Raw genomic sequence first — 21,367 nt, forward strand, 5'->3', positions numbered from 1 at the left:
AGGTGGGGACGACGGCTCTCGTGCGGCGCGGAATCAGGCCGGCTGCGGCAGCAGGGTGAAGGACACTGCGCCCTGCTCGTCGACGGCGGCGTCCAGCACCTTGTCGCCGAGTGCCTCTGCGGCCGTCTCTTCGAGGAAGACACGGGTGGTCTCGTCACCGACCACGGCGTCGCCGGGCTCGGGACTGGGGGCGACCGTGACCGCGAAGCGCGGCTCAGCCTCGGTGCCCGAGGAATGGATGCGCAGGCCGGCATCCGGGCCGGTGCTCTGCTGGGCGACGATGGTCGCCGCGATCGTGTTGGCGTTCTCGGTCAGGGTGAGCATCGCGCTCTCCTTCCGGTTGCGGACACCACGCCGTCCAGCGCGATGTCCCGGCCACGATTCCGCACCTGCCGCACGGGTTCAAGCTCAGCGCCCGACTCTGAGGGGTTTCCCACCTCGGGCGCGCAGGACCTGGATAATGCGGATGCTGTTCACCGACGTCGACGCAGGAACAGAGGCCACAACACCCACAGGCAGACGATCGCGAGGATGCCGGCACCCCCGGCGATCAGTGCGAACGTGCGCGTGAACGTGACATCGATGATCAGCATCGTCACCCCCACCGTCACCGCGGCGATCACCACGAGGTTCGCTTTGACGATGCGGTTGGCCGCGCGTACGAGCTCGGTCTTGCGCCGCCTGCCGAAGAGCACCCGGTGCATGCCCACCGGAGCCAGCGCAAGGATCGTCGCGGTCGCCGCCAGCAGCACCAGCAGGATGTACAGCACTCGTTGGCTCTCGGTCAGCTCCTGGAACAGCGGCTGGAATGCGACCGCCAGCAGGAAGCCGGTGAGGATCTGCGTGCCCGTCTGCATGACCCGCAGCTCCTGCATCATCTCTTCCCAGTTGCGGTCCGCGCGCTCATCGGAGCTCTCACCGCGGCCATCGGAACGGCCAGCGGCGCCATCGCCGGCGGGCATACTGCTCATGCCACCGCACGGTACACCGCATCGGATGCCGGCGAAAGCGCGACCGGCGATGCCCGGTCACGCGGTGAGGCGTAGCATCGAGGCATGACTGATGCGCAGAGAGTCGACGGTGGCGAGGGCTTCGCGGCACTCCCCGGATTGCAGCTGCTGGGTGAGGACACCGCGATGGGCGCGTGCGTCGACGGCGTGTGCGCCGTACCCGGTGCATCACCGGCATCCGCTGGCGCAGAGAAGGCCGACTGACCCGCACTCACGCAAACGGCGTCCCGCGCCGAGCGCGGGACGCCGTTCACGACGAGCGGGTATCAGTGACCGGCGTGAGCCGGGGCTTCGTCGGTGTCATCGACCGGCTTGCGGATCAGGAACGCGCCGACGATGGTCACCGTTGCGATGATCGCCCCGATCAATATCGCTGCACGCGTGCCCGCTGCGACCGCGGCGGGCACTTCGGTGCCACCGCCTGCCGCGACGATCGCGGTGAACACGGTCATCATGACCGCGATACCCGCGGCTCCAGAGACCTGCTGGACGGTACCGATGACGGCGCTACCGTACGAGTAGAACTTCGGCTTCAACGAGCCCAGTGCCGCCGTGAACAGCGGAGTGAACGACAGCGCCAGTCCGATCGATAGCAGCGTCTGCGCGACCAGCACGAGCCACACAGAGCTGTTGGTGTCGAGCGTCGAGAACATCCACAGCATCGCCGAGGCGAGGAACGCACCGGGGATGAGCAGCACGCGCGTGCCGCGGCTGTCGTAGATGCGGCCGATCACGGGGCCGAGCAGACCCATCGCCAGTGCACCGGGCAGTACGACCAGGCCGGCGCTGGTGGCATCCAGCTGTAGGCCGTCCTGCAGGAACAGCGGGATGATCGTGATGCTGCCGAAGAAGGCCATCGAGAGCAGGAACATCTGCACCATGGCGAGCGAGAAGTCCTTCGACAGGAAGATGCGCAGATCCAGCAGCGCATCGTCCTTGCGCTGTAGCACGACCTGGCGCCAGAGGAACAGACCCAGACCGACCACGCCGATCACGAGCGACAGCACCATCGGCACGGGGTTCGCGCCCGAGGCGAGACCGCCGATCTGCGTGAGTCCGTACACCAGGCCGCCGAACCCGAAGGCCGACAGGACGATCGAGAGCACATCGATCGGTGCATGTGTGGTCTCGCCGACGTCGGTCAGCCAGCGCCATCCGATGAACATCGCGATCAGGGCGATGGGCAGCACGACGACGAAGATCGCGCGCCATCCGAAGTGATCGAGCAGGAAGCCCGACATGGTGGGCCCGAGCGCCGGCGCCAGCGAGATCACGACGCTGACGCGTCCCATGATGCGGCCGCGCGAAGCCGGTGGGACGAGGTTCATGACCGTCGTCATCAGCAACGGCATCATGATCGCCGTACCCGACGCCTGCACGATGCGCGCGCCGAGCAGCATGGGGAATCCCATGGCGAAGATCGCCAGCAACGTACCCGCCGAGAACAGCGTGAGGGCTGCAAGGAACATCTGCCTCGTCGTGAACCGGCGCAACAGGAAGCCCGTCGTCGGAATGACCACAGCCATCGTCAGCATGAACGCGCTGGTCACCCACTGTGCCGCGATCGGCGTGATCTGCAGATCGGTGATGAGGTGCGGGATCGCCATGCCCATCGTCGTCTCGTTGAGGATCGCGACGAACGCGGCGATCAGCAGCACCCAGATAACTGCCATGTCCTTGCGCGGGATGTCGGCGCGCACCGTGGGGGATGGGCCGGTCTCTACGGCAGACATGGGTCTCCTCAGTGGTCGTGTGCGGATGGCTGACCGCGAGTCCTCGTGAGGTGGATGCCGAAGGCCAGCCGTATATCGTAACCCGTCGTTTCCGGCGCGCATTCCCTTTTTTCTGCGCCCAGTTCGGCGCACTACTCTGTGGACATGAGCATGGTTGGCGGCCGCGGCGGCCCATTCCGCGGAGTCGACATCGAAGCGCAGCGGCGTCAGAACGCCAGCGCGCCGAAGATCGACGGCCTCGGCCGCCGTGTCGTCGCGCTGTTCGCCCCGTACCGGGGACGGCTGCTGATCACCGCAGCCCTGGTGATCGTCGGAGCGGGCCTGGCGGTGATCCCGCCGCTGCTGGTGCAGCGCGTGTTCGACGATGCGCTGTTCCCGGCGGGCGGCGATGGCCCGGTGATGTCGTTGCTGGTCGTGCTGGTCAGCGTGATGATCGGGCTGTTCCTGCTCTCCGCCGCGCTTGGCGTCGTGCAGACGTGGCTCACATCGACAGTCGGCAATCACGTCACCGGTGATCTGCGGGTGCGGCTGTTCGAACACCTGCAGGCAATGGAACTCGGCTTCTTCACCCGCACCAAGACGGGTGTGATCCAATCGCGCCTGCAGAATGACGTCGGCGGCGTCTCGGGCGTGCTCACCAACACGGTCACCAGCATTCTCGGCAACACCGTCACGGTGATCGCGTCGCTCGTGGCGATGATCGTCATCGACTGGCGTCTGACGATCATCGCCGTGGTCATGATGCCCTTCCTGGTGCTCGTGCAGCGGCGGGTCGGGCAGGTGCGGGCGCGTATCGCGAACGAGACACAGGAGTCGCTGTCCGAGCTGACGAGTATCACGCAGGAGACGCTGAGCGTCTCGGGCATCCTGCTGTCGAAGTCGTTCAACCGGCAGCGCACCGAGTCGGTGCGCTATCAGGAGGAGAACCGCAACCAGGTGCGTCTGCAGGTCAGGCGCGCGATGAGCGGTCAGGGGTTCTTCGCCGTCGTGCAGGTGTTGATGTCGAGTGTTCCCGCCATCATCTACCTCGTCGCGGGGTTCTTCCTGACCGGCGGCGCCCCCGACATCACGGCGGGTGCGATCGTCGCGTTCACCACGGTGCAGGCGCGGCTGCTCATGCCGCTGATGGGGCTGATGCGCGTCGCGCTCGACCTGCAGACCTCGGCGGCGCTGTTCGCGCGCATCTTCGAGTACCTCGACATGGTGCCGCAGATCCGTGATGCGCCAACGGCGATCGACCTCGCCGACGCGCCAGGGCCCCGCGGTCGCATCGAGTTCGACGACGTCGTCTTCCGGTATCCGGATGGTGCGGCCGATGCCCGGCCGACACTGGACGGCGTCTCGTTCACAGCCGAACCGGGGGAGCACGTCGCGTTCGTCGGCCCCTCCGGAGCGGGCAAGACCACGATTCTCTACCTCGCGCCGCGTTTGTACGAGGCCTCGGAAGGCGAGGTACGGTTCGCCGGCGCCGATGTACGCGACCTGACGCAGGAATCGGTCATCGACCACGTCGGGATCGTCTCGCAGGAGACGTACCTGTTCCACGCCAGCATCCGAGAGAACCTGCGGTACGCGAAGCCGGATGCCACGGATGAGCAGATCGAGCGCGCGTGCCGCGCGGCCAACATCCACCACGTCATCGACGGTTTCGACGACGGCTACGACACGATCGTCGGCGAGCGGGGCTACCGCCTATCGGGCGGCGAGAAGCAGCGCATCGCGATTGCCCGGGTGCTGCTGAAGGATCCGCCCGTGTTGCTGCTCGATGAGGCGACCTCGGCGCTCGACACCGTGTCGGAGCGGGTTGTGCAAGACGCTCTGGATGCGGCATCCGAAGGCCGCACAACGCTGACGATCGCGCACCGCCTGTCGACGGTCATCGGCGCCGACATGATCCACGTGATCGATGCGGGCCGCATCGTCGAGTCGGGAACGCACGCCGAGTTGCTCGCGGCCGGCGGTCTGTACGCCACGCTCGCGGCACAGCAACTGGCGGCATCACGCGTGATCGACAACCGCGAGAACTGACGCGCGCCGAACTGATCGCTCAGTGCGCGGAGAGCCCGCCGTCGACGAACAGCGACTGTCCGGTGATGTAGCCGGACGAGCGTCCGGCGAGGAACACCGAGATGCCGGCGAAGTCGTCGGGCATCCCGTTGCGACCGACCATGGTGCGTTCGGCGAGTTGCTGCACCTTGTCGGCGTCCTGCTGCAATCGGGCGTTCAGCGGGGTCAGCACGAATCCCGGCACGAGTGTGTTCGCCGTGACGCCCTGTGAAGACCAGGCTTCCGCCTGGGAGCGGGCGAGTGACTCGAGCCCACCCTTGGAGACGCCGTACACGCCGCTGGTGACGAAGGCGCGATGCGCCTGCTGCGAGCTGACGTGGATCAACCGCCCGAAACCGCGTTCGCGCATGTGCGGTGCGAAACGCTGGCTGAGCAGGAAAGGCGCTTCGAGATTGACCGTCATGGTCGCGTCCCACACGTCCATGTCGATCTCGTCGAACGGCGGACGCAGATTGATTCCTGCGGAGTTCACGAGGATGTCGGGGTCTCCGAAGGGAGCGGTTGCCGCGTCGCCCGCCTCGGCGATGCCCTCCCGCGTGCTCAGATCGGCGACGACGCCGGCGGCACGCCCGCCGGCGGCCTCTAGCTCGGCGACGACAGCGCCGATGCGATCCGCTCCGCGGGCGAGGATCACCGTGGATGCCCCGGCGCCGGCCAGCGCACGAGCGATGCCGCGGCCGATTCCCGAGGAGCCGCCGGTGACGACCGCAGTCAGACCCTGCAGCGAGAACAGTGCGTCGAGGTTCATGCGCTCAGCCTGGCAGAAGCCGCGCGGTCACCATGCCAGTGCGTCAACGAGGCGTGGGTCGGGATGCGCATCGGCATGCTCGGGCATCGATTCGAGAGCCGCCTCGAACACCTGCAACGTCGCGGAGTACGCTGGGTCGGGGTGCTGTGCAGCCAGATGCCGCAGCGGAGGGAGGTCCATAGCGCGAATCAAAGCGATGCGCTGTCTGATCGCCTCGGAGTGGCGTGCGCGTCGCAGCACATCCAGGCCGCCGTGCATTGCGGCGAGGTAGTCGCGCAGCACCGGCAGATGCCCCTTGCCCTGCGTGATCGAGGTGCCATCGGCGCGCACCCGCCAGTGCACGACGACATCGGGGATCACATCGAATGCGCGCGCCTGCGTGTACATCCGCTGCGCGACGACCTGGTCCTCGTACGCGACGTTCTCAGGAAACCGCAGATCGTTCCACAGCGCCGTGCGGCTCAACTTCGACCAGGCGACGATGTTCGCCGCAGCCGTGGGATGCTCGGCGAGCGTCACACCGAGTCGGCGGGGATCGGTGGCATCCGATACCCACGGCTGCACGCGGCCGGGGCGATAGACGCCGTCGACGAGACGTGAGCGCACATAGGCAGCGGCGACGAAGTCGCTGCCCGATTCGGCGAGAGTGGCGGTCCAGGTCGTGAGGGCGTCGGGCGTGAGCTCATCGTCGGCATCCAGGAAACCCACGAACTCGGTGTCGACCCGCGACAGGCCGGCGTTGCGGGCGGCGCCCAATCCGAGCGGCTCGGCATGACGCAGCACCTCGAAGCGGGCATCCGCAGCGGCCGCCGCGTCGAAGACGGCACCGGTGCCATCAAGCGAACCGTCGTCGATCAGCAGGGCGTGCCAGCGCGGCTCGCTCTGCGCTTGAAGCGAGGCGATCGCGGCCGGGGCGAAGCCCGCGACGTCGCGCCCGGGCACGATCATGGTCACTAAAGGCGAAGAACCGGGCACGGTGACGAGCTTACGACGCGGATGCACCCGTCGCGGTCGTTCACAACTCCGGAGAAAACAGCCCGTCTGCGCGGCACTGGCCCTGGTTCCCGCGGGTGGATTCTCTGCGGGCTCAGGTTTCTCCGGAGTTGCGAACGCGGGACTCAGCGCACCGCGGCCACGGCCGCCGGAATCAGCGCACCGCGTCCACGGCCGCCGCGGTCAATGCCGCCAGGTGCGCCGCGGAGCCTGGGGGCAGTGGTGCGCGGCCGAACGTGAACCGCACCGAGGTCTGTGCAGTGGCAGCGGGGATGCCCAGGGCCAGCAGCACAGGGGAGGGGTCGTCACTGCCGGCCGCGCACGCCGAGCCGCTGGACGACACCACACCGCGGCGTTCGAGCTCGAGCAGCACGGCCTCGCCGCTCGTGCCCGCGAAGGTGAAGCTGGCAAGATTCGGAAGCCGCTCGTCGGGCGACCCGGTGAGCTCCGCCTGCGGAACGGAGTGCAGCACTGCGGCGATGAACTCCGCGGTCTGCGCGGTGACGGCGGCGACCGCCTGCTCTCGTTCGGATTCGATCAGGTCGAGCGCGGTGGCCAGCCCGACGGCGCCCGCGACGTTCTCGGTGCCGCTGCGCCGCCCGCGTTCCTGCCCACCGCCGTGCAGCAGGGGCTCCAACGGCACCCTGCCGCGCACCCCCAGCGCACCGATTCCTTTGGGCGTGCCCAGTTTGTGCCCGGCGATCGACACCGCATCGGCACCGAGCCCCGACAGATCGAGCCACCCCGCCGACTGCACCGCATCGACGTGCACCGGCACTGCGAGCTCACGCGCGGTGGCGATCAGGGCCGCAGTATCTTGCACCGTGCCGATCTCGTTGTTCGCGTGCCCGAAGCTGACCAGCGTGGCGCCGTCGGCGAGGGCCGCAGTGAGGTCGGCAGGCGAGGCGGTGCCAGCGGCGTCGACCGGCAGCAGTGTCACCCGAGCGTCGTGAAAACGCTGCAGGTAGTGCGCCGACTCCAGAATCGACTCGTGCTCGATCGGCGTCGTGATCACATGCGGGCGGCGGTGCTGCGCAGCCGACATCGCGCCGAGCACGATGCCCTTGACGGCCAGATTATTCGATTCGGTGCCGCCCGCGGTGAAGACGACATCGCCGGTGCGCATCCCCATCGCCACCGCGACGCGCGAGCGTGCCCACTCCAACGCCTCGGCCGCGGCTTCGCCGACGGTGTGATGACTGGAGGGGTTGCCGAATACACCGGTGAGGTACGGGCGCATCGCCTCGAGCACCTCCGGCCGCACCGGAGACGTCGCGGCGTGATCCAGGTAGAGCACGTCAGTCGATCCGCAGGTCGAGCCCGAGGTCGAGGGCGCGTGCCGAATGAGTGAGGGCACCCACCGAGATCACCTGCACGCCGGTCTCGGCGATGCTGCGCACCGTGTCGAGGGTGACACCACCGGAGGCCTCGGCCACGGCTCGCCCCGACAGCATCTGCACGCCTGCGCGCAGGTCGTCGAGGGAGAAGTTGTCGAGCAGTACGGTGTCGGCTCCGCCTTCGAGCACTGCGGCGATCTGGTCGAGTCGATCGACCTCGATCACGACGTGCGTCGTGTGCGGAAGACGTGCGAGCCCGGCCCGCAAGGCCGACGCGAGATCCTGGCCACTCGCCTGCAGCACCGCCAGATGGTTGTCCTTCGCCATCACGGCGTCCGACAGCGAGCGCCGATGGTTGCTGCCACCGCCCGAGAGCACCGCGTGCCGCTCGAACTCGCGCAGACCCGGCGTCGTCTTTCGGGTATCGGCGATGCGCACACCGGTGCCGGCGACAGCATCCACGTAGCGCGCGGTGAGTGTGGCGATGCCGCACATGCGCTGGGTGAAGTTCAACGCGACGCGCTCGGCGGTCAGCACACTGCGGGCGGGTCCCGTGACCGTGGCGAGCACATCGCCCGCCACGAAGCGCGCACCGTCGGAGACCAGGCCGTCGACCTGCACCGCGGAATCGGTGAGGCGGAAGGCGGCGGAGAACACGTCACCACCGCTGAAGACGCCGTCCTCACGCGCGATGAGGTCTGCTGTGGCCGCGGCCTCATCCGGTAGCAGGGCGGTGCTGGTGATATCGCCCCAGGGGGCGTCCTCTTCCAGCGCGGCGCGCACCGTGCGTTCGAGTACGGCGGGGGTGATCATGCTGCTCCGATCAGGGCGGACGAGTGCGGGGACGACGAGAGATGGTGCGCGCCGCGCGACTGCGTGCGCGCGAGGGCGGCGGATGCCACGGCCCGGGCGACCGTCAGCAGATTGGCATCCTCCTGGGCGGTGGCGTCGCTGCCGGCCGGGGCATTCCAGGCGGACAGGCGCGCGCGGGCATCCGACATCCCGTCGGCATCGCGCAGCAGGCCGAGGCTGTCCCAGATGAGCTGCTGCAGGGCATTGCGGGAGAAGTCGGTGCGATTCCGGTCGCAGTTTCTTCCGCTTCGCGCGGGCGGTTGCGGGAGAAATTGCGACGGGAGTGTGGAGGTAGGTGCCGGTTGCGGGAGAAACTGCGACCGGAGCGGGGGAGTGGCCGCCTCGTCGGCCAGCGCATCCGCCGCCCGGGCGCCGAACACCGCGCCTTCGAGCAGTGAGTTCGAGGCGAGGCGGTTGGCGCCGTGCACTCCGGAGCGCGCGGTCTCGCCGACGGCCCACAGCCCGGGCAGCGTGGTGCGCCCGTCGAGATCGGTCGCGATACCGCCCATCAGGTAGTGCGCGGCCGGCGTCACGGGCACCGGATCGCGTGCCCAGTCCAGTCCTCGTGCGCGCAGTTCTGCGTCGATGGTGGGGAAACGGCGGGCGAGGGCCGTCGCGCCGAGCATTGTCGCGTCCAGTCGCACGGGAGCATTCTGCGCGGCCGCCTGCCGGGCGACGGCGCGCGCGACGACGTCCCGCGGCGCAAGTTCGGCATCCGGATGCTGATCGATCAGGAACCGGTGGCCGTGGGCATCCACCAGCACGGCGCCCGCCCCGCGCACCGCTTCGGAGACGAGGAACGGCGAGCCGAGGGCCAGCACGGTGGGATGGAATTGCACGAACTCCAGGTCGGCGACGGCCGCCCCGGCCCGCAACGCCATGGCGATGCCGTCGCCCGTGCTGCCCGACGGGTTGGTCGTGTGCGCGAACAGCTGCCCGGCGCCGCCGGTCGCCAGCACGACGGCATCCGCCTCGAGGGTCGTGCCGTCGAGGAGGCGGATGCCGCGGACGCGGCCGCCGACGACCAGAAGGTCGGCCGCGAACGCCTGCTCGTGGATGCTGACCCCCGAGGCGCGCACCTGCGTGACCAGTGCCCGGGAGATCGCCGCGCCGGTGGCGTCGCCGCCCGCGTGCGCGATGCGCGGTCGGCTGTGCGCCGCCTCCAGGCCGCGGGCGATCTCGCCCTGCGCTGTGCGGTCGAACGCTACGCCGGCCGATAGCAGCCGGCCGAGTGCCGCCTGCGCTCCGTCGACGAGTGCGGCGATCGCCTGCGGGTCGCCCAGACCGTCTCCTGCCTGCAGCGTGTCGAGGGCGTGCAGTGCGGGGGAGTCAGACGGGCCGTAGCATCCGGCGATGCCGCCCTGCGCCAACGGGGTGCAGCCGTCCTGCAACCCGCCCTTGACGATGAGATCGACGCGCTGACCCCGAGCCTGAGCGCGCAGCGCCGCGGTGAGCCCGGCGATGCCGGACCCCACGACGATCACACTGCGCCTGGCCACCGCGTCTCGGCTCATCGGGGCTTGGCGGCCAGCATGCGCTCCAGCGCGACCCGTGCGGGCGCTGCCACGTCATCGGCCACCCGGATGCGGTTCTGCACGCGGCCCGCCACGAGTTCTTCGAGCACCCAGGCGAGGTAGCCCGGGTGGATGCGGTACATCGTCGAGCACGGGCACACGACGGGGTCGAGGCAGAAGATCTCGTGCTGTGGGTGCTGGGCGGCCAGCCGCTTCACGAGGTTGATCTCGGTGCCGATCGCGAACGTCGTCGGCTCCGTCGCGCCGGCGATGGCGCGTCGGATGTAGTCGGTGGATCCGGCCTCGTCGGCGGCGTCGACGACCTCCATGGGGCACTCGGGGTGCACGATGACGCGCACGCCGGGGTGCTCGGCGCGGGCGGTGTCGATCTGGTCGACGGTGAACCGCCGGTGCACTGAGCAGAAGCCGTGCCACAGGATGACCTGCGAGTCGATGAGCTCCTGCGCGGACGATCCGCCGAGCGGGCGGCGCGGGTTCCACATCGGCATGCGGTCCAGGGCGACGCCCATCGCCTTCGCGGTGTTGCGGCCGAGGTGCTGGTCGGGGAAGAACAGCACACGGCGACCCCGCTCGAAGGCCCACTCCAGCACGGTGGCTGCATTGGACGATGTGCACACGATGCCGCCGTGGCGTCCGACGAAGCCCTTGATCGCGGCGGAGGAGTTCATGTACGTCACCGGAATCACCGGCACGCGGCCTTCGTCGTCGGGCTTGTCGAGCGGACCCAGAACGTCGGCCAGCTGCTCCCAGCAGTCCTCGACCTGGTCGATGTCTGCCATGTCGGCCATGGAGCATCCCGCTGCCAGGTTGGGCAGGATCACCGACTGGTCGGGGCCCGAGAGCAGGTCTGCGGTCTCGGCCATGAAGTGCACGCCGCAGAACACGATCGCCTCGGCGTCAGGGTGTTCGAGCGCGGCGTTGGCGAGCTGGAACGAGTCGCCCACGTAGTCGGCGTGGCGCACGACCTCCTCGCGCTGATAGAAGTGGCCGAGTACGACGACGCGGTCGCCGAGCGTCGCCTTCGCTGCGCGGATGCGGTCTTCGAGCTGCTGTTCGTCGGCTTCGCGGTACTCGGCGGGCAGCTCACCCTGGCGTGGTGCGCCGGTGGGGATGACGTCGCCCATGGAAGAGCCGGGACCGTACCCGGGCCGCACATCGAAATCCCACGGCCCTGCGGCCAGGTCGGTGGTGCAGGTGGCATCCGTCGAGGCGCCGGAGACGATCGCCTGAATGGCGTGGTCGACGGACGGATCGGTCGTAGTGGGCATCGCGGCGCCGCCTTCTGGTCACTTCGACACTTAGTGTGTCGCGTTTAGATTATGTCGAAGTGACACTAAGTGCAATCCGAGGCAGGGCTGATGACCGCGCCGGGGGATGGGTGCGGATGCCCGCAGACGGGCGTGAACGGCTGGTTCAGGCCGTCGCGACGTAGCGGTACAACCGGGCGGGCCGGTGCTTGCCGGTGCGGAACGACTCGGTCGGCACCAGCTCGTCGGAGCCTTCGAGCAGCCGTCGGAAGTTCGATGGGTCGAGGCGCTGCCCGAGCACGGCCTCATACACCTCACGCAGCTCGGTGAGGGTGAACTCGTCCGGCAGGAGGCCTGCGGCGATGCGGCTGTACCCCACCTTGTTGCGCAGTCGCCAGAGGGCGTAGTCGGCGATGCGGTTGTGGTCGAAGGCGAGAGTGGGGATGGCGTCGACATCGAACCATTCGACGTTCTCGGGGGCGCCGGCGGCTGCGCGCTGCGCGTCGACAAGGTCGGAACGCAGCAGTGCCCAGTAGACGATCGCGATCGCGCGGTCGGGCGAGCGGTCGACGTCGCCGAAGGTGTACAGCTGCTCGAGGTAGCTCGGCTTGAGCGCGGTGGTCTGCGCGAGGGTGCGGGATGCCGCGCTGTCGAGGTTCTCGGTCGGGTCGAGCCAGCCACCCGGCAACGCCCACTGGCCGAGGTGGGGCTCTCGCGTTCGCCGGACAAGGGGGAGCATCAATCGATCGCCACCCGGCGCGCTGCGGAGCGTGAAGATCACGGTCGAGACGGCGACGCGGATCGCACCGGTACGGGTTTCTGACACGGTACCTCCTCGCCGACCGATCATAATCTCTCGGTGCCGCCCCTCCCGTTCACCGTCGTGTGTTCGTGTCGATGAAGCAGTATTTAGAGGTGTTCCCGAGGAGTTCAAGAAAGGTATACAAGTCGTTCTGATCCGCGCACGAGAGTCGAGACGTTCGCTCACCTCCCCTTCTGAACGGAGCACCATGTCTGCCCCTCGTATGGTCGCCGCCCTCGTCGGCGGCTCCCTCCTCTTCGCCGGTGCCGCCGCACCGGCCGCCTTCGCCGCCGGCGGGGCCACCGCTGAGGCCGCACCGCCGCGTGCGAGCGTCGACGGTGGCCGTCACATCGGCGCCCAGACCGTCACGCTGACCGCCGAGGCGGATGCCGAGATCCGCTACACGCTCGACGGTACGACGCCCACTCCGCGTAGTCCGCTCTACACCGAACCGCTGGACATCGATGAGACGTCGACGCTCACAGCAGTGGCCTACACCGATGACGGGCGCAGTGCCCCGTTGCTGGAGGGGTACTTCATCAAGTCTGACGAGGAGCCCCTCGCGCAGTTCGCCGTCATGAGCGACATCCACCTCTCGTCAGACCGCCCCGACCTCGTGGCGAAGTGGGAGACCTACTTCGACGCGCTCGCCCGCATCGCCCCCGAGCCCGACGCGATCATCTCCAACGGAGATCAGATCAACGACAACTACTACAACAGCGCCGCCGACCACCGCTTCCCGCGCGCCATGCTCGAGCAGAATCTCGCCCGTACCGGCATGGACGACACTCAGGTGCTGCTGAGCTTCGGCAACCATGACGACTACGTTCAGCGCATGGCAGCCGAGTACCCCGCCGACTGGTTTCCTCAGGAGACCGAGAACGGCGGGTACTACCAGACCGAGATCGCGGGCTTCCCCGCCTTCATCGTCAACACCGAGCGGTGGAACAGCACGCAGGCGTCCTGGCTGTACGGACGTCTGTCGGCGTTGACCGCCGATCCCGAGACGGCGGGGTCGCCGATCTTCGTGTTCGGCCACCGGCCGTTGCCGGCCACCGTGTGGGACGGCGCGCAGTCGTCGAACTCGGGGCTTCGCAGCAACCTCGCCGATTTTCCGCAGGTCGTCTACTTCTCGGGCCACTCGCACCTCAACATCAACGACGAGCGCTCGATCCACCAGGATGCCTTCACGTCGGTCAATGACGGTTCCATGTCGTACGGCGAGACCGATTCGGTGTATCAGTCCTTCGGCAACGGGCTGGTCAAGAACGCCACACTGGCTTCGGCGCAGTCGGTGCTTGTCGAAGTGTACGACGACCGCGTCGAGATCGACCGGATCAACTACGCGGCCGATGAGGGACGCACCTATGACGAGAACGGTGTCTGGGGCTTCCAGAAGAACCCGCCCTTCGCGTCGACGGGTACCGTCGCCGGTCCCACGTGGGTGATCGCCCGCGGCGCCGACGGCGCCGCGACCAAGGCCGCGTTCACCTACACCGCCGCCAATCGCAATGCCGTCGCACCGGTCTGGGCGGATGCTGCCGAACCGACCGTGCGACGCACCGACGACGGACTGGTGTTGCGGCTGCCGCAGGCTCAGGACGACCAGTACGTCAAGAGCTACTCCCTGGTGCTCAACGACGTCACTGCCGGTGAGCCCGCGAACTTCCTCACCGCCCGTGACCGCATCAATGCGCAGTACACCCAGATGCCCCGTCCCGACGTGCTGCAGATCCCGCTCGGGCTGCGGGCAGGTAACTCCGTGACCGGACCCATCGATCGCGAACTGACGCTCGGCCATGTCTATGAGGCGACCCTCGTGGCATACGACTCATACGGAAACGCCGCAGAGCCTCGCTCGTTCCGCTTCGTCGCCGGTGCGCTCGACCGCGTCGCCCTCGATGCGGCGCTCGCCGAGGCGGGGGAGATCGCGGCGACCGTGCGCCGTGTGCTGGGGGAGGAGCTCGAGTCGGGTGCCGCGGACCTCGGCATCCACATCGCCGACCCGGCCGCCGCGCTCGCCGCGCTCGCCGAACTCGACGAGGCCGTTTCCCAGGCGCCCGCCGAGATCCCGGCGGATGCCCCGAGCGGGCCTTCGCAGGATGCCGTCGACGCGTCGGCGGCGCAGATCTCGGCGCTCAGCGACGGCTTCGCCGACCATCTGGTGGCTGTCGACCGCGCGGGGTTGTCCGACGCTCTTGCCGCGGCCGGTGACACCGTCGCGACGGTGCGGGGCAAAGCTCCGTGGAAGCGGGCACTGGTCGATGCGTACGCGCATGCGGACGCGCTGCTGACGACCCTGAACGTCTCGCAGACACGCCTTGACGCGGCCACCGATGACCTCGATGCAGCGTTGGCGCACTACCTGGCAAAGATCGACGACTGATCCGCACCACCAAGGCCCTCCCGCCGCTGTGTGGGAGGGCCTTCGCGCGTCGCATCGCAGTGCGGCATCGGGGTCGCACGCCGGGTGGGCTCTGCCGCTATGCTGGGACTGCTAATTGAACACAGGCCGTACGACCTGCGCGGGAGAGCTCGGTGAACGCAACCGAGCACCGAAGGAGCAAGCCTCCCCGCCAATCTCTCAGGTACAGATACCGTGCACGTCCGGCCGCTCTGGAAAGCGATGCGTCAGCATCCGCCGACGGTGAAAGCCCCCTCCAAGACGATCGTGATCGTCGACGGGCCAGGGCGAAGCTCTCAGGCCCGATGACAGAGGGGGAGTTCCGAGGATGCCGACGACGGCATCCTGCCCGAACCAGACCGGGAGAACTCCGTGACCGAACAGCTCGAACCGCAGGGCGACAGCCCGCGCTACACCCCGCTCCGCGAGCGCCATGAGGCGCTCGGGGCGACCTTCACCGACTTCGGTGGCTGGCAGATGCCGGTGCGCTACACGTCGGACCTCGCCGAGCACCGCGCCGTACGCGAGGCCGCCGGCATCTTCGACATCTCGCACATGGCCGAGTTCACGGTGCGCGGCGCTTCTGCGGCGGCGTACCTCGACTTCGCGCTCGCGGGACGTCTGTCGGCCATGACCGTCGGCAAGGCGAAGTACTCGCTGCTGCTGACTGCGGATGGCGGCATCGTCGACGACGTGATCGTGTACCGTCTCGCCGACGACGACTTCCTGGTCATCTCCAACGCCGGAAACCGCGACGCCGTCCGCGAGGCGCTGACCGCCCGCGTCGAGGGCTTCGACGTGACCGTCGAGGACGTCTCCGACGCCTACGGCCTGATCGCCGTGCAGGGCCCCGTCTCCGAGGCCATCCTCGCCGCGACCGAGGCCATCGCCGACGTCAGCGTGCCGTGGGCCGAGCAGAAGTACTACACGTGGGCGAGCGCCACCTTCAACGGCAAGCCGCTGCTGCTGGCCCGCACCGGGTACACCGGTGAGGACGGTTTCGAACTGCTGGTGGATGCCGCTGACGCGGCGTCGCTGTGGGATGCCCTCGTCGCTGCGGGCGCGGAGCACGGCCTCGTGGCTGCCGGCCTCGCCGCCCGCGACAGTCTGCGTCTTGAGGCGGGCATGCCGCTGTACGGCAACGAGCTCTCGCGAGAGATCCGCCCCGCACAGGCCGGTCTCGGCCGCGTCGTCGTCGCCGACAAGGACGACTTCGTCGGCAAGGGCGCGCACGTCCCCGCCGATGACGCGCGCGTGCTCATCGGTCTGACCGCCGAAGGTCGCCGCGCCGGCCGCGCCGGCTACCCCGTGGTTCTCGCCGACGGAACCGTGGTGGGCGAGATCACCAGCGGGGCGCTCAGCCCCACCCTCGGCCACCCGATCGCGATGGCCTACGTCGACCCCTCCGCAGCCGCGGAGGGCACCGAGCTGTTCCTTGACGTCCGGGGAACGAAGATCCCCGCCACCCGCACCGCCCTGCCTTTCTACCGGAGGAAGAAATGACCGATCTCAACACCCTCAAGTACAGCGAAGAGCACGAGTGGGTCGCCGTCGACGGCGCCACCGCGACGATCGGCATCACCGACTTCGCCGCTGACGCGCTCGGCGACATCGTCTTCGTCGAGCTGCCCGAGGTCGGCACCGACCTCACCCGCGGCGACGTGTTCGGCGAGGCCGAGTCGACCAAGTCGGTGTCCGAGCTGTACTCGCCCGTCACCGGCAAGGTCGTCGAGATCAACGACGCCGTCGTCGACGACCCGGCCCTGGTGAACTCCTCGCCGTTCGAGGACGCGTGGCTGATCAAGATCGAGATCGCCGAGGGCGCGCTCGATGGTCTGCTCGACCGCGACGGCTACGTCGCGATCACGGAAGGCTGAGAGTGGTCTCTTTCGCGAACCGCCACATCGGTGTCACCGATGAGGCGCAGCAGCACATGCTCGCCGCACTCGGCGTCGACGGAGATGCACCGGTCGAGGCGCTGATGCGCCAGGCCGTGCCGCAGTCGATCTTCACCGAGCCGGCCGCCGACTCGGGCATCCCGACCGCCGCCAGCGAGGCCGAGGCGCTCGCCGAGTTGCGCGCGCTCGCTTCGCGCAACACCGTGAACCGGGCCATGATCGGCCTGGGCTACTACGGCACCTTCACGCCCAGCGTGATCCAGCGCAACGTCCTCGAGAACCCGTCCTGGTACACGGCGTACACGCCGTACCAGCCCGAGATCTCGCAGGGCCGTCTGGAAGCTCTGATCAACTTCCAGACCATGGTCGCCGACCTCACCGGACTCACCACGGCCAACTCGTCGATGCTCGACGAGTCGACCGCCGTCGCCGAGGCGATGCTTCTCGCGCGTCGCGCCGCGAAGTCGAAGTCGAACGTGTTCGTCATCGACGCCGACGCGTTGCCGCAGACCAAGGCGCTGCTGCACACCCGTGCGGATGCCGTCGGCATCGAGCTCGTCGAGCGCGACCTCGCCGGTGGCGAGCAGATGCCCGACGAACTGTTCGGCGCGTTCGTGCAGTACCCGGGCGCTTCGGGGCGCATCTGGGATCCGTCGGCCGTCTTCGATGCGGTGCACGTCGCGAACGGCATCGCCGTCGCCGCGGCCGACCTGCTCGCGCTGACGATGCTGCGCTCGCCGGGCTCGCTCGGCGCCGATGTCGCCGTGGGCACCACCCAGCGCTTCGGCGTGCCGATGGGCTTCGGCGGCCCGCACGCCGGCTACATGGCCGTGCGCGGGGGCCTGGAGCGCCAGTTGCCCGGTCGCCTGGTCGGAGTGTCTCAGGACGCCACGGGTCACCCTGCGTACCGCCTGGCACTGCAGACCCGCGAGCAGCACATCCGCCGTGAGAAGGCCACGTCGAACATCTGCACCGCTCAGGTTCTGCTGGCTGTGATGGCGTCGATGTACGCCGTCTACCACGGCCCGGACGGGCTGCGTGCGATCGCCGGTGAGGTGGCCGGCAAGGCCGCCCTGCTGCGCGACTGGCTGATCGAGGCCGGCGCGAGCGTCGTCCACGAGGCGTTCTTCGACACGCTTCTGGTGGGCACGCCGGGTCAGGCCGAGCAGATCGTCGCCCGCGCCCACAGCGAGGGGATCCTGCTGCGTCTGGTGGATGCTGACACTGTCGGCATCGCGGTCGACGAGACCACCACGACCGCCGAGCTGCACCGCGTCGCCATGCTCTTCGGTGGCAAGCAGGAGCGCGTGTTCGGTTTTGTCGAGGCGGGGTCGACCGGCGCGCTGCCGCAGGAACTGCTGCGCGACGACGAGTACCTGACGCACCCGGTGTTCCACACACACCGCTCCGAGACGGCGATGATGCGCTACCTCAAGCAGCTCGCCGACCGCGACTACGCGCTCGATCGCGGCATGATCCCCCTGGGGTCGTGCACGATGAAGCTCAACGCCGCGACCGAGATGGCCGCTATCACCTGGCCCGAGATCGCCCAGCTGCACCCCTTCGCTCCGCGCGAGGACGTCGAGGGGTCGCTGGCCCTGATCGACCAGCTTGAGGGGTGGCTCGCCGAGGTCACCGGCTACGACGCGGTCTCGCTGCAGCCGAACGCCGGTTCGCAGGGTGAGCTCGCGGGCCTCCTGGCCATCCGCGGCTACCACCTGTCGCGCGGTGATGAGCACCGCACGGTGTGCCTGATCCCGTCGTCGGCGCACGGCACGAACGCCGCGTCGGCCGTGCTCGCCGGTATGAAGGTCGTTGTCGTCGGCACCGACGAGTTCGGCAACGTCGACCTCGACGACCTGCGCGCCAAGATCGAGGTCCACGCCGATTCGCTGTCGGCCCTGATGATCACCTATCCGTCCACGCACGGCGTGTACGAAGAGCTGGTGACCGACATCACGGCGGCTGTGCACGCGGCCGGCGGACAGGTGTACGTCGACGGCGCGAACCTGAACGCCCTGGTCGGCTACGGCCGCCCGGGTGATCTGGGTGGCGACGTCTCGCACCTCAACCTGCACAAGACCTTCGCGATCCCGCACGGCGGTGGCGGTCCCGGTGTGGGCCCCGTGGCGGCGAAGGCGCACCTCGCGCCGTTCCTGCCCGGGCATCCGCAGGCGCAGAAGAGCGAGCACGCGGGCGGCTACGTCTTCGAGGGCGGCCCGGTCTCGGGCGCACCTTACGGCTCGGCGGGTGTGCTGCCGATCACGTGGGCGTACGTGCGCATGATGGGCGCGGATGGTCTGCGTCGTGCCACGGCGGCCGCCGTGGTGTCGGCCAACTACATCGCCGCGCGTCTGGCCGAGCACTATCCGGTGCTCTACACGGGTGAGCAGGGACGGGTCGCGCACGAGTGCATCCTCGACCTGCGTCCGCTCAAAGAAGCGACCGGGATCACCGTCGACGATGTGGCCAAGCGCCTGATCGACTACGGCTTCCACGCGCCGACCATGTCGTTCCCGGTGGCGGGAACGCTGATGGTCGAGCCGACCGAATCCGAGGACCTCGGCGAGGTCGACCGGTTCATCGAGGCCATGATCAGCATCAAGGCAGAGGCGGATGCCGTCGCCGCGGGCACCTGGCCCGCCGACGACAACCCGCTGGTGAACGCCCCGCACACCGCGGCGAGCCTGATCGCGGGGGAGTGGTCGCACGCCTACCCGCGTGAGATCGCCGCCTACCCGGTGCGCTCGCTCATCGCGACCAAGTACTGGCCGCCGGTGCGCCGCATCGATCAGGCGTTCGGTGACCGCAACCTGGTGTGCGCCTGCCCGCCGATCGAGGCATTCGCGTAGCCTCCGATCGCACGGTACCGACACCCCCGCTGTTTCACAGCGGGGGTGTCGTCGTCTGTGAACTCAGTAACGGTTCATTAACGGCGGGCCCGAGAGTCGGGCCGTGCAGGGTAGCCTGGCGGCATACGCGGTGCGACGTAGACGTCGTGCTCTTGTACCGGTCCACAGGAGGACATAGCAATGAAGCGAAACAAGATCACCCTCGTCGGGGTCGGTCTGCTCACGGCGGGCACCCTGGTGCTGGCCGGCTGCGCAGGCGGCGACGACGCCGATTCCGGAGACACGGGTGGGGGCGCCGGCGATGCGGGCGCGATCATCACGGCGAACGGCTCCGAGCCGCAGAACCCGCTGATCCCGACCAACACGAACGAGACCGGTGGCGGCAAGATCCTCGACTCGATCTTCGCGGGCCTGGTCGGCTACGCCGCAGACGGCTCGGTGTTCAACGACGTCGCTGAAGAGATCACGGTCGACGACCCGCAGAACCTGACGGTCAAGATCCGCGAGGGTCTCACCTTCACCGACGGTGAAGAGATCACCGCCGACAACTTCATCAAGGCGTGGAACTACGGTGCACTCGCTTCGAACGAGCAGCTCTCCAGCTACTTCTTCGAAGACATCGAGGGCTTCAGCTACGACGAGGACTCCGAGCTGAGCGGTCTGGAGCAGGTCGACGACTACACGTTCACGATCGCGCTGAACAAGCCGGCGTCGGACTTCGCGCAGCGCCTCGGCTACTCGGCCTACTACCCGCTGCCCGACGTGGCATTCGACGACCTCGACGCGTTCGGTGAGAACCCGATCGGCAACGGCCCCTACATGCTCGACGGCGAGGGTGCCTGGCAGCACGACGTCGGGATCGATCTGGTGGTCAACCCCGACTACGACGGCCCGCGCACGCCGGCCAACGGCGGACTGAACATCAAGTTCTACGCGTCGCAGGATGCCGCGTACGCCGACCTGCTCGGTGGCGAGCTCGACGTGCTCGACGCTCTGCCCGACTCGGCCTTCGCGACCTTCGAGTCCGACCTGGGCGACCGTGCGGTCAACCAGCCGGCTGCGATCTTCCAGTCGTTCACGATCCCCGAGCGCCTTGAGCACTTCAGCGGCGAAGAGGGCAACCTGCGCCGCCAGGCCATCTCGATGGCGATCAACCGCGCCGAGATCACCGATGTGATCTTCCAGGGCACCCGCACCCCGGCCAGCGACTTCACCTCGCCGGTCATCGACGGCTGGTCCGACTCGCTCACCGGCTCTGAGGTGCTCGACTTCAACGAGGCCAAGGCACAGGAGCTGTGGGCCGAGGCCGACGCCATCAGCCCGTGGAGCGGTGAGTTCCAGCTCGCCTACAACGCCGACGGTGGCCACCAGGCCTGGGTCGACGCCACGGTCAACTCGATCAAGAACGTGCTGGGCATCGAGGCATCGGGCGCTCCGTACCCGACCTTCGCCGAACTGCGCGGCAAGGTCACCGACCGCACGATCGAGACCGCGTTCCGCACCGGCTGGCAGGCCGACTACCCGGGTCTGTACAACTTCCTGGGACCGCTGTACGCGACCAACGCCGGCTCGAACGACGGTGACTACTCCAGCGCCGAGTTCGACGGCCTGATCGCCGACGGCATCTCGTCGACCGACCCCGACATCGCTAACGGCCTGTTCCAGCAGGCTCAGGAAGTGCTGCTGAAGGACCTGCCGGTTCTTCCGCTGTGGTACTCCAACGTCGTCGGAGGCTTCTCCGAGAACGTGGAGAACGTCGAGTTCGGTTGGAACTCGGTGCCGCTGTTCTACCAGATCACCAAGGGCTAACACCCCTCTGATGACGAGGCGGTGGTGTGAATCCACCACCGCCTCGTCATCTTTGTGCCTTACCCGAAGGGAGGTCGAGG

The 21,367-nt window shown here is 68.4% G+C and carries 17 protein-coding genes and 2 riboswitches; of the genes, 7 read left to right on the forward strand and 10 right to left on the reverse strand.

The window, feature by feature from the left end; translation table 11 throughout:
* Positions 1–33: 33 nt before the first annotated feature.
* Together PTQ19_RS04620 and PTQ19_RS04625 are read right to left on the reverse strand one after the other, a co-directional pair.
* Positions 34–324, reverse strand: a complete 291-nt coding sequence (locus PTQ19_RS04620) for a Fe-S cluster assembly protein HesB (protein WP_179411379.1) — start codon at positions 322–324, stop codon at positions 34–36.
* Between the two features lie 149 nt (positions 325–473).
* Entirely contained in the window at positions 474–971 is a 498-nt protein-coding gene (locus PTQ19_RS04625; protein ID WP_274368630.1) for a DUF6328 family protein, read from the reverse strand.
* A gap of 84 nt (positions 972–1,055) precedes the next feature.
* Between PTQ19_RS04625 and PTQ19_RS04630 the strand changes: the two genes are divergently transcribed.
* The gene (locus PTQ19_RS04630) at positions 1,056–1,214 is read left to right on the forward strand and encodes a hypothetical protein (RefSeq protein ID WP_206823320.1); all 159 of its coding nucleotides are present in this window, start codon (positions 1,056–1,058) and stop codon (positions 1,212–1,214) included.
* Between the two features lie 62 nt (positions 1,215–1,276).
* Here the strand turns inward: PTQ19_RS04630 and PTQ19_RS04635 are convergent, their stop codons facing one another.
* Entirely contained in the window at positions 1,277–2,743 is a 1,467-nt protein-coding gene (locus tag PTQ19_RS04635) for a DHA2 family efflux MFS transporter permease subunit (RefSeq protein WP_274368631.1), read from the reverse strand.
* Between the two features lie 144 nt (positions 2,744–2,887).
* Here PTQ19_RS04635 and PTQ19_RS04640 point away from each other — a divergent pair, with 144 nt between their 5' ends.
* Positions 2,888–4,771 (forward strand): ABC transporter ATP-binding protein, encoded by a 1,884-nt coding sequence (locus tag PTQ19_RS04640; protein WP_274368632.1) that lies wholly within the window; start codon positions 2,888–2,890, stop codon positions 4,769–4,771.
* 19 nt (positions 4,772–4,790) lie between these two features.
* On the opposite strand, the gene PTQ19_RS04645 is transcribed toward PTQ19_RS04640, so the two are convergent.
* From PTQ19_RS04645 to PTQ19_RS04675, 7 genes are all read right to left on the reverse strand, one after another.
* Positions 4,791–5,558, reverse strand: a complete 768-nt coding sequence (locus PTQ19_RS04645; RefSeq protein ID WP_274368633.1) for an SDR family NAD(P)-dependent oxidoreductase — start codon at positions 5,556–5,558, stop codon at positions 4,791–4,793.
* A 27-nt stretch (positions 5,559–5,585) separates the two neighbouring features.
* On the reverse strand, positions 5,586–6,506 hold the full coding sequence (locus PTQ19_RS04650) for a glycosyltransferase family 2 protein (RefSeq protein ID WP_274369030.1): 921 nt from the start codon (positions 6,504–6,506) through the stop codon (positions 5,586–5,588).
* A gap of 199 nt (positions 6,507–6,705) precedes the next feature.
* The gene (locus tag PTQ19_RS04655) at positions 6,706–7,848 is read right to left on the reverse strand and encodes a cysteine desulfurase family protein (protein WP_274368634.1); all 1,143 of its coding nucleotides are present in this window, start codon (positions 7,846–7,848) and stop codon (positions 6,706–6,708) included.
* Between the two features lies 1 nt (position 7,849).
* The gene (gene nadC, locus PTQ19_RS04660; protein ID WP_274368635.1) at positions 7,850–8,701 is read right to left on the reverse strand and encodes a carboxylating nicotinate-nucleotide diphosphorylase; all 852 of its coding nucleotides are present in this window, start codon (positions 8,699–8,701) and stop codon (positions 7,850–7,852) included.
* On the reverse strand, positions 8,698–10,239 hold the full coding sequence (nadB, locus tag PTQ19_RS04665) for an L-aspartate oxidase (protein ID WP_274368636.1): 1,542 nt from the start codon (positions 10,237–10,239) through the stop codon (positions 8,698–8,700). The genes nadC and nadB overlap by 4 nt, the downstream gene beginning before the upstream one ends.
* Positions 10,240–10,250: 11 nt before the next feature.
* On the reverse strand, positions 10,251–11,543 hold the full coding sequence (gene nadA, locus PTQ19_RS04670) for a quinolinate synthase NadA (RefSeq protein WP_274368637.1): 1,293 nt from the start codon (positions 11,541–11,543) through the stop codon (positions 10,251–10,253).
* Between the two features lie 145 nt (positions 11,544–11,688).
* Complete coding sequence (locus PTQ19_RS04675; RefSeq protein WP_425313185.1) at positions 11,689–12,372, reverse strand: NUDIX hydrolase; 684 nt, start codon at positions 12,370–12,372, stop codon at positions 11,689–11,691.
* 160 nt (positions 12,373–12,532) lie between these two features.
* On the opposite strand from PTQ19_RS04675, the gene PTQ19_RS04680 reads away from it, so the two are divergent.
* From PTQ19_RS04680 to PTQ19_RS04700, 5 genes are all read left to right on the forward strand, one after another.
* Positions 12,533–14,710: a chitobiase/beta-hexosaminidase C-terminal domain-containing protein gene (locus PTQ19_RS04680; RefSeq protein WP_274368638.1), complete on the forward strand. Its 2,178-nt coding sequence runs from the start codon at positions 12,533–12,535 to the stop codon at positions 14,708–14,710.
* Positions 14,711–14,840: 130 nt separating this feature from the next.
* Positions 14,841–14,934: riboswitch (glycine riboswitch) on the forward strand.
* A riboswitch (glycine riboswitch) is annotated at positions 14,935–15,050 on the forward strand.
* A gap of 50 nt (positions 15,051–15,100) precedes the next feature.
* Positions 15,101–16,231, forward strand: a complete 1,131-nt coding sequence (gene gcvT / locus PTQ19_RS04685) for a glycine cleavage system aminomethyltransferase GcvT (RefSeq protein WP_274368639.1) — start codon at positions 15,101–15,103, stop codon at positions 16,229–16,231.
* Entirely contained in the window at positions 16,228–16,605 is a 378-nt protein-coding gene (gcvH, locus tag PTQ19_RS04690) for a glycine cleavage system protein GcvH (protein ID WP_274368640.1), read from the forward strand. Before gcvT ends, gcvH begins: the two co-directional genes overlap by 4 nt.
* A 2-nt stretch (positions 16,606–16,607) precedes the next feature.
* Positions 16,608–19,478 (forward strand): aminomethyl-transferring glycine dehydrogenase, encoded by a 2,871-nt coding sequence (gene gcvP, locus PTQ19_RS04695; RefSeq protein ID WP_274368641.1) that lies wholly within the window; start codon positions 16,608–16,610, stop codon positions 19,476–19,478.
* A gap of 180 nt (positions 19,479–19,658) precedes the next feature.
* Complete coding sequence (locus PTQ19_RS04700; RefSeq protein ID WP_274368642.1) at positions 19,659–21,287, forward strand: peptide ABC transporter substrate-binding protein; 1,629 nt, start codon at positions 19,659–19,661, stop codon at positions 21,285–21,287.
* Positions 21,288–21,367 lie beyond the last annotated feature (80 nt).

It is taken from the genome of Microbacterium esteraromaticum, assembly GCF_028747645.1.
GTDB classification, from domain to species: Bacteria; Actinomycetota; Actinomycetes; order Actinomycetales; family Microbacteriaceae; genus Microbacterium; species Microbacterium esteraromaticum_C.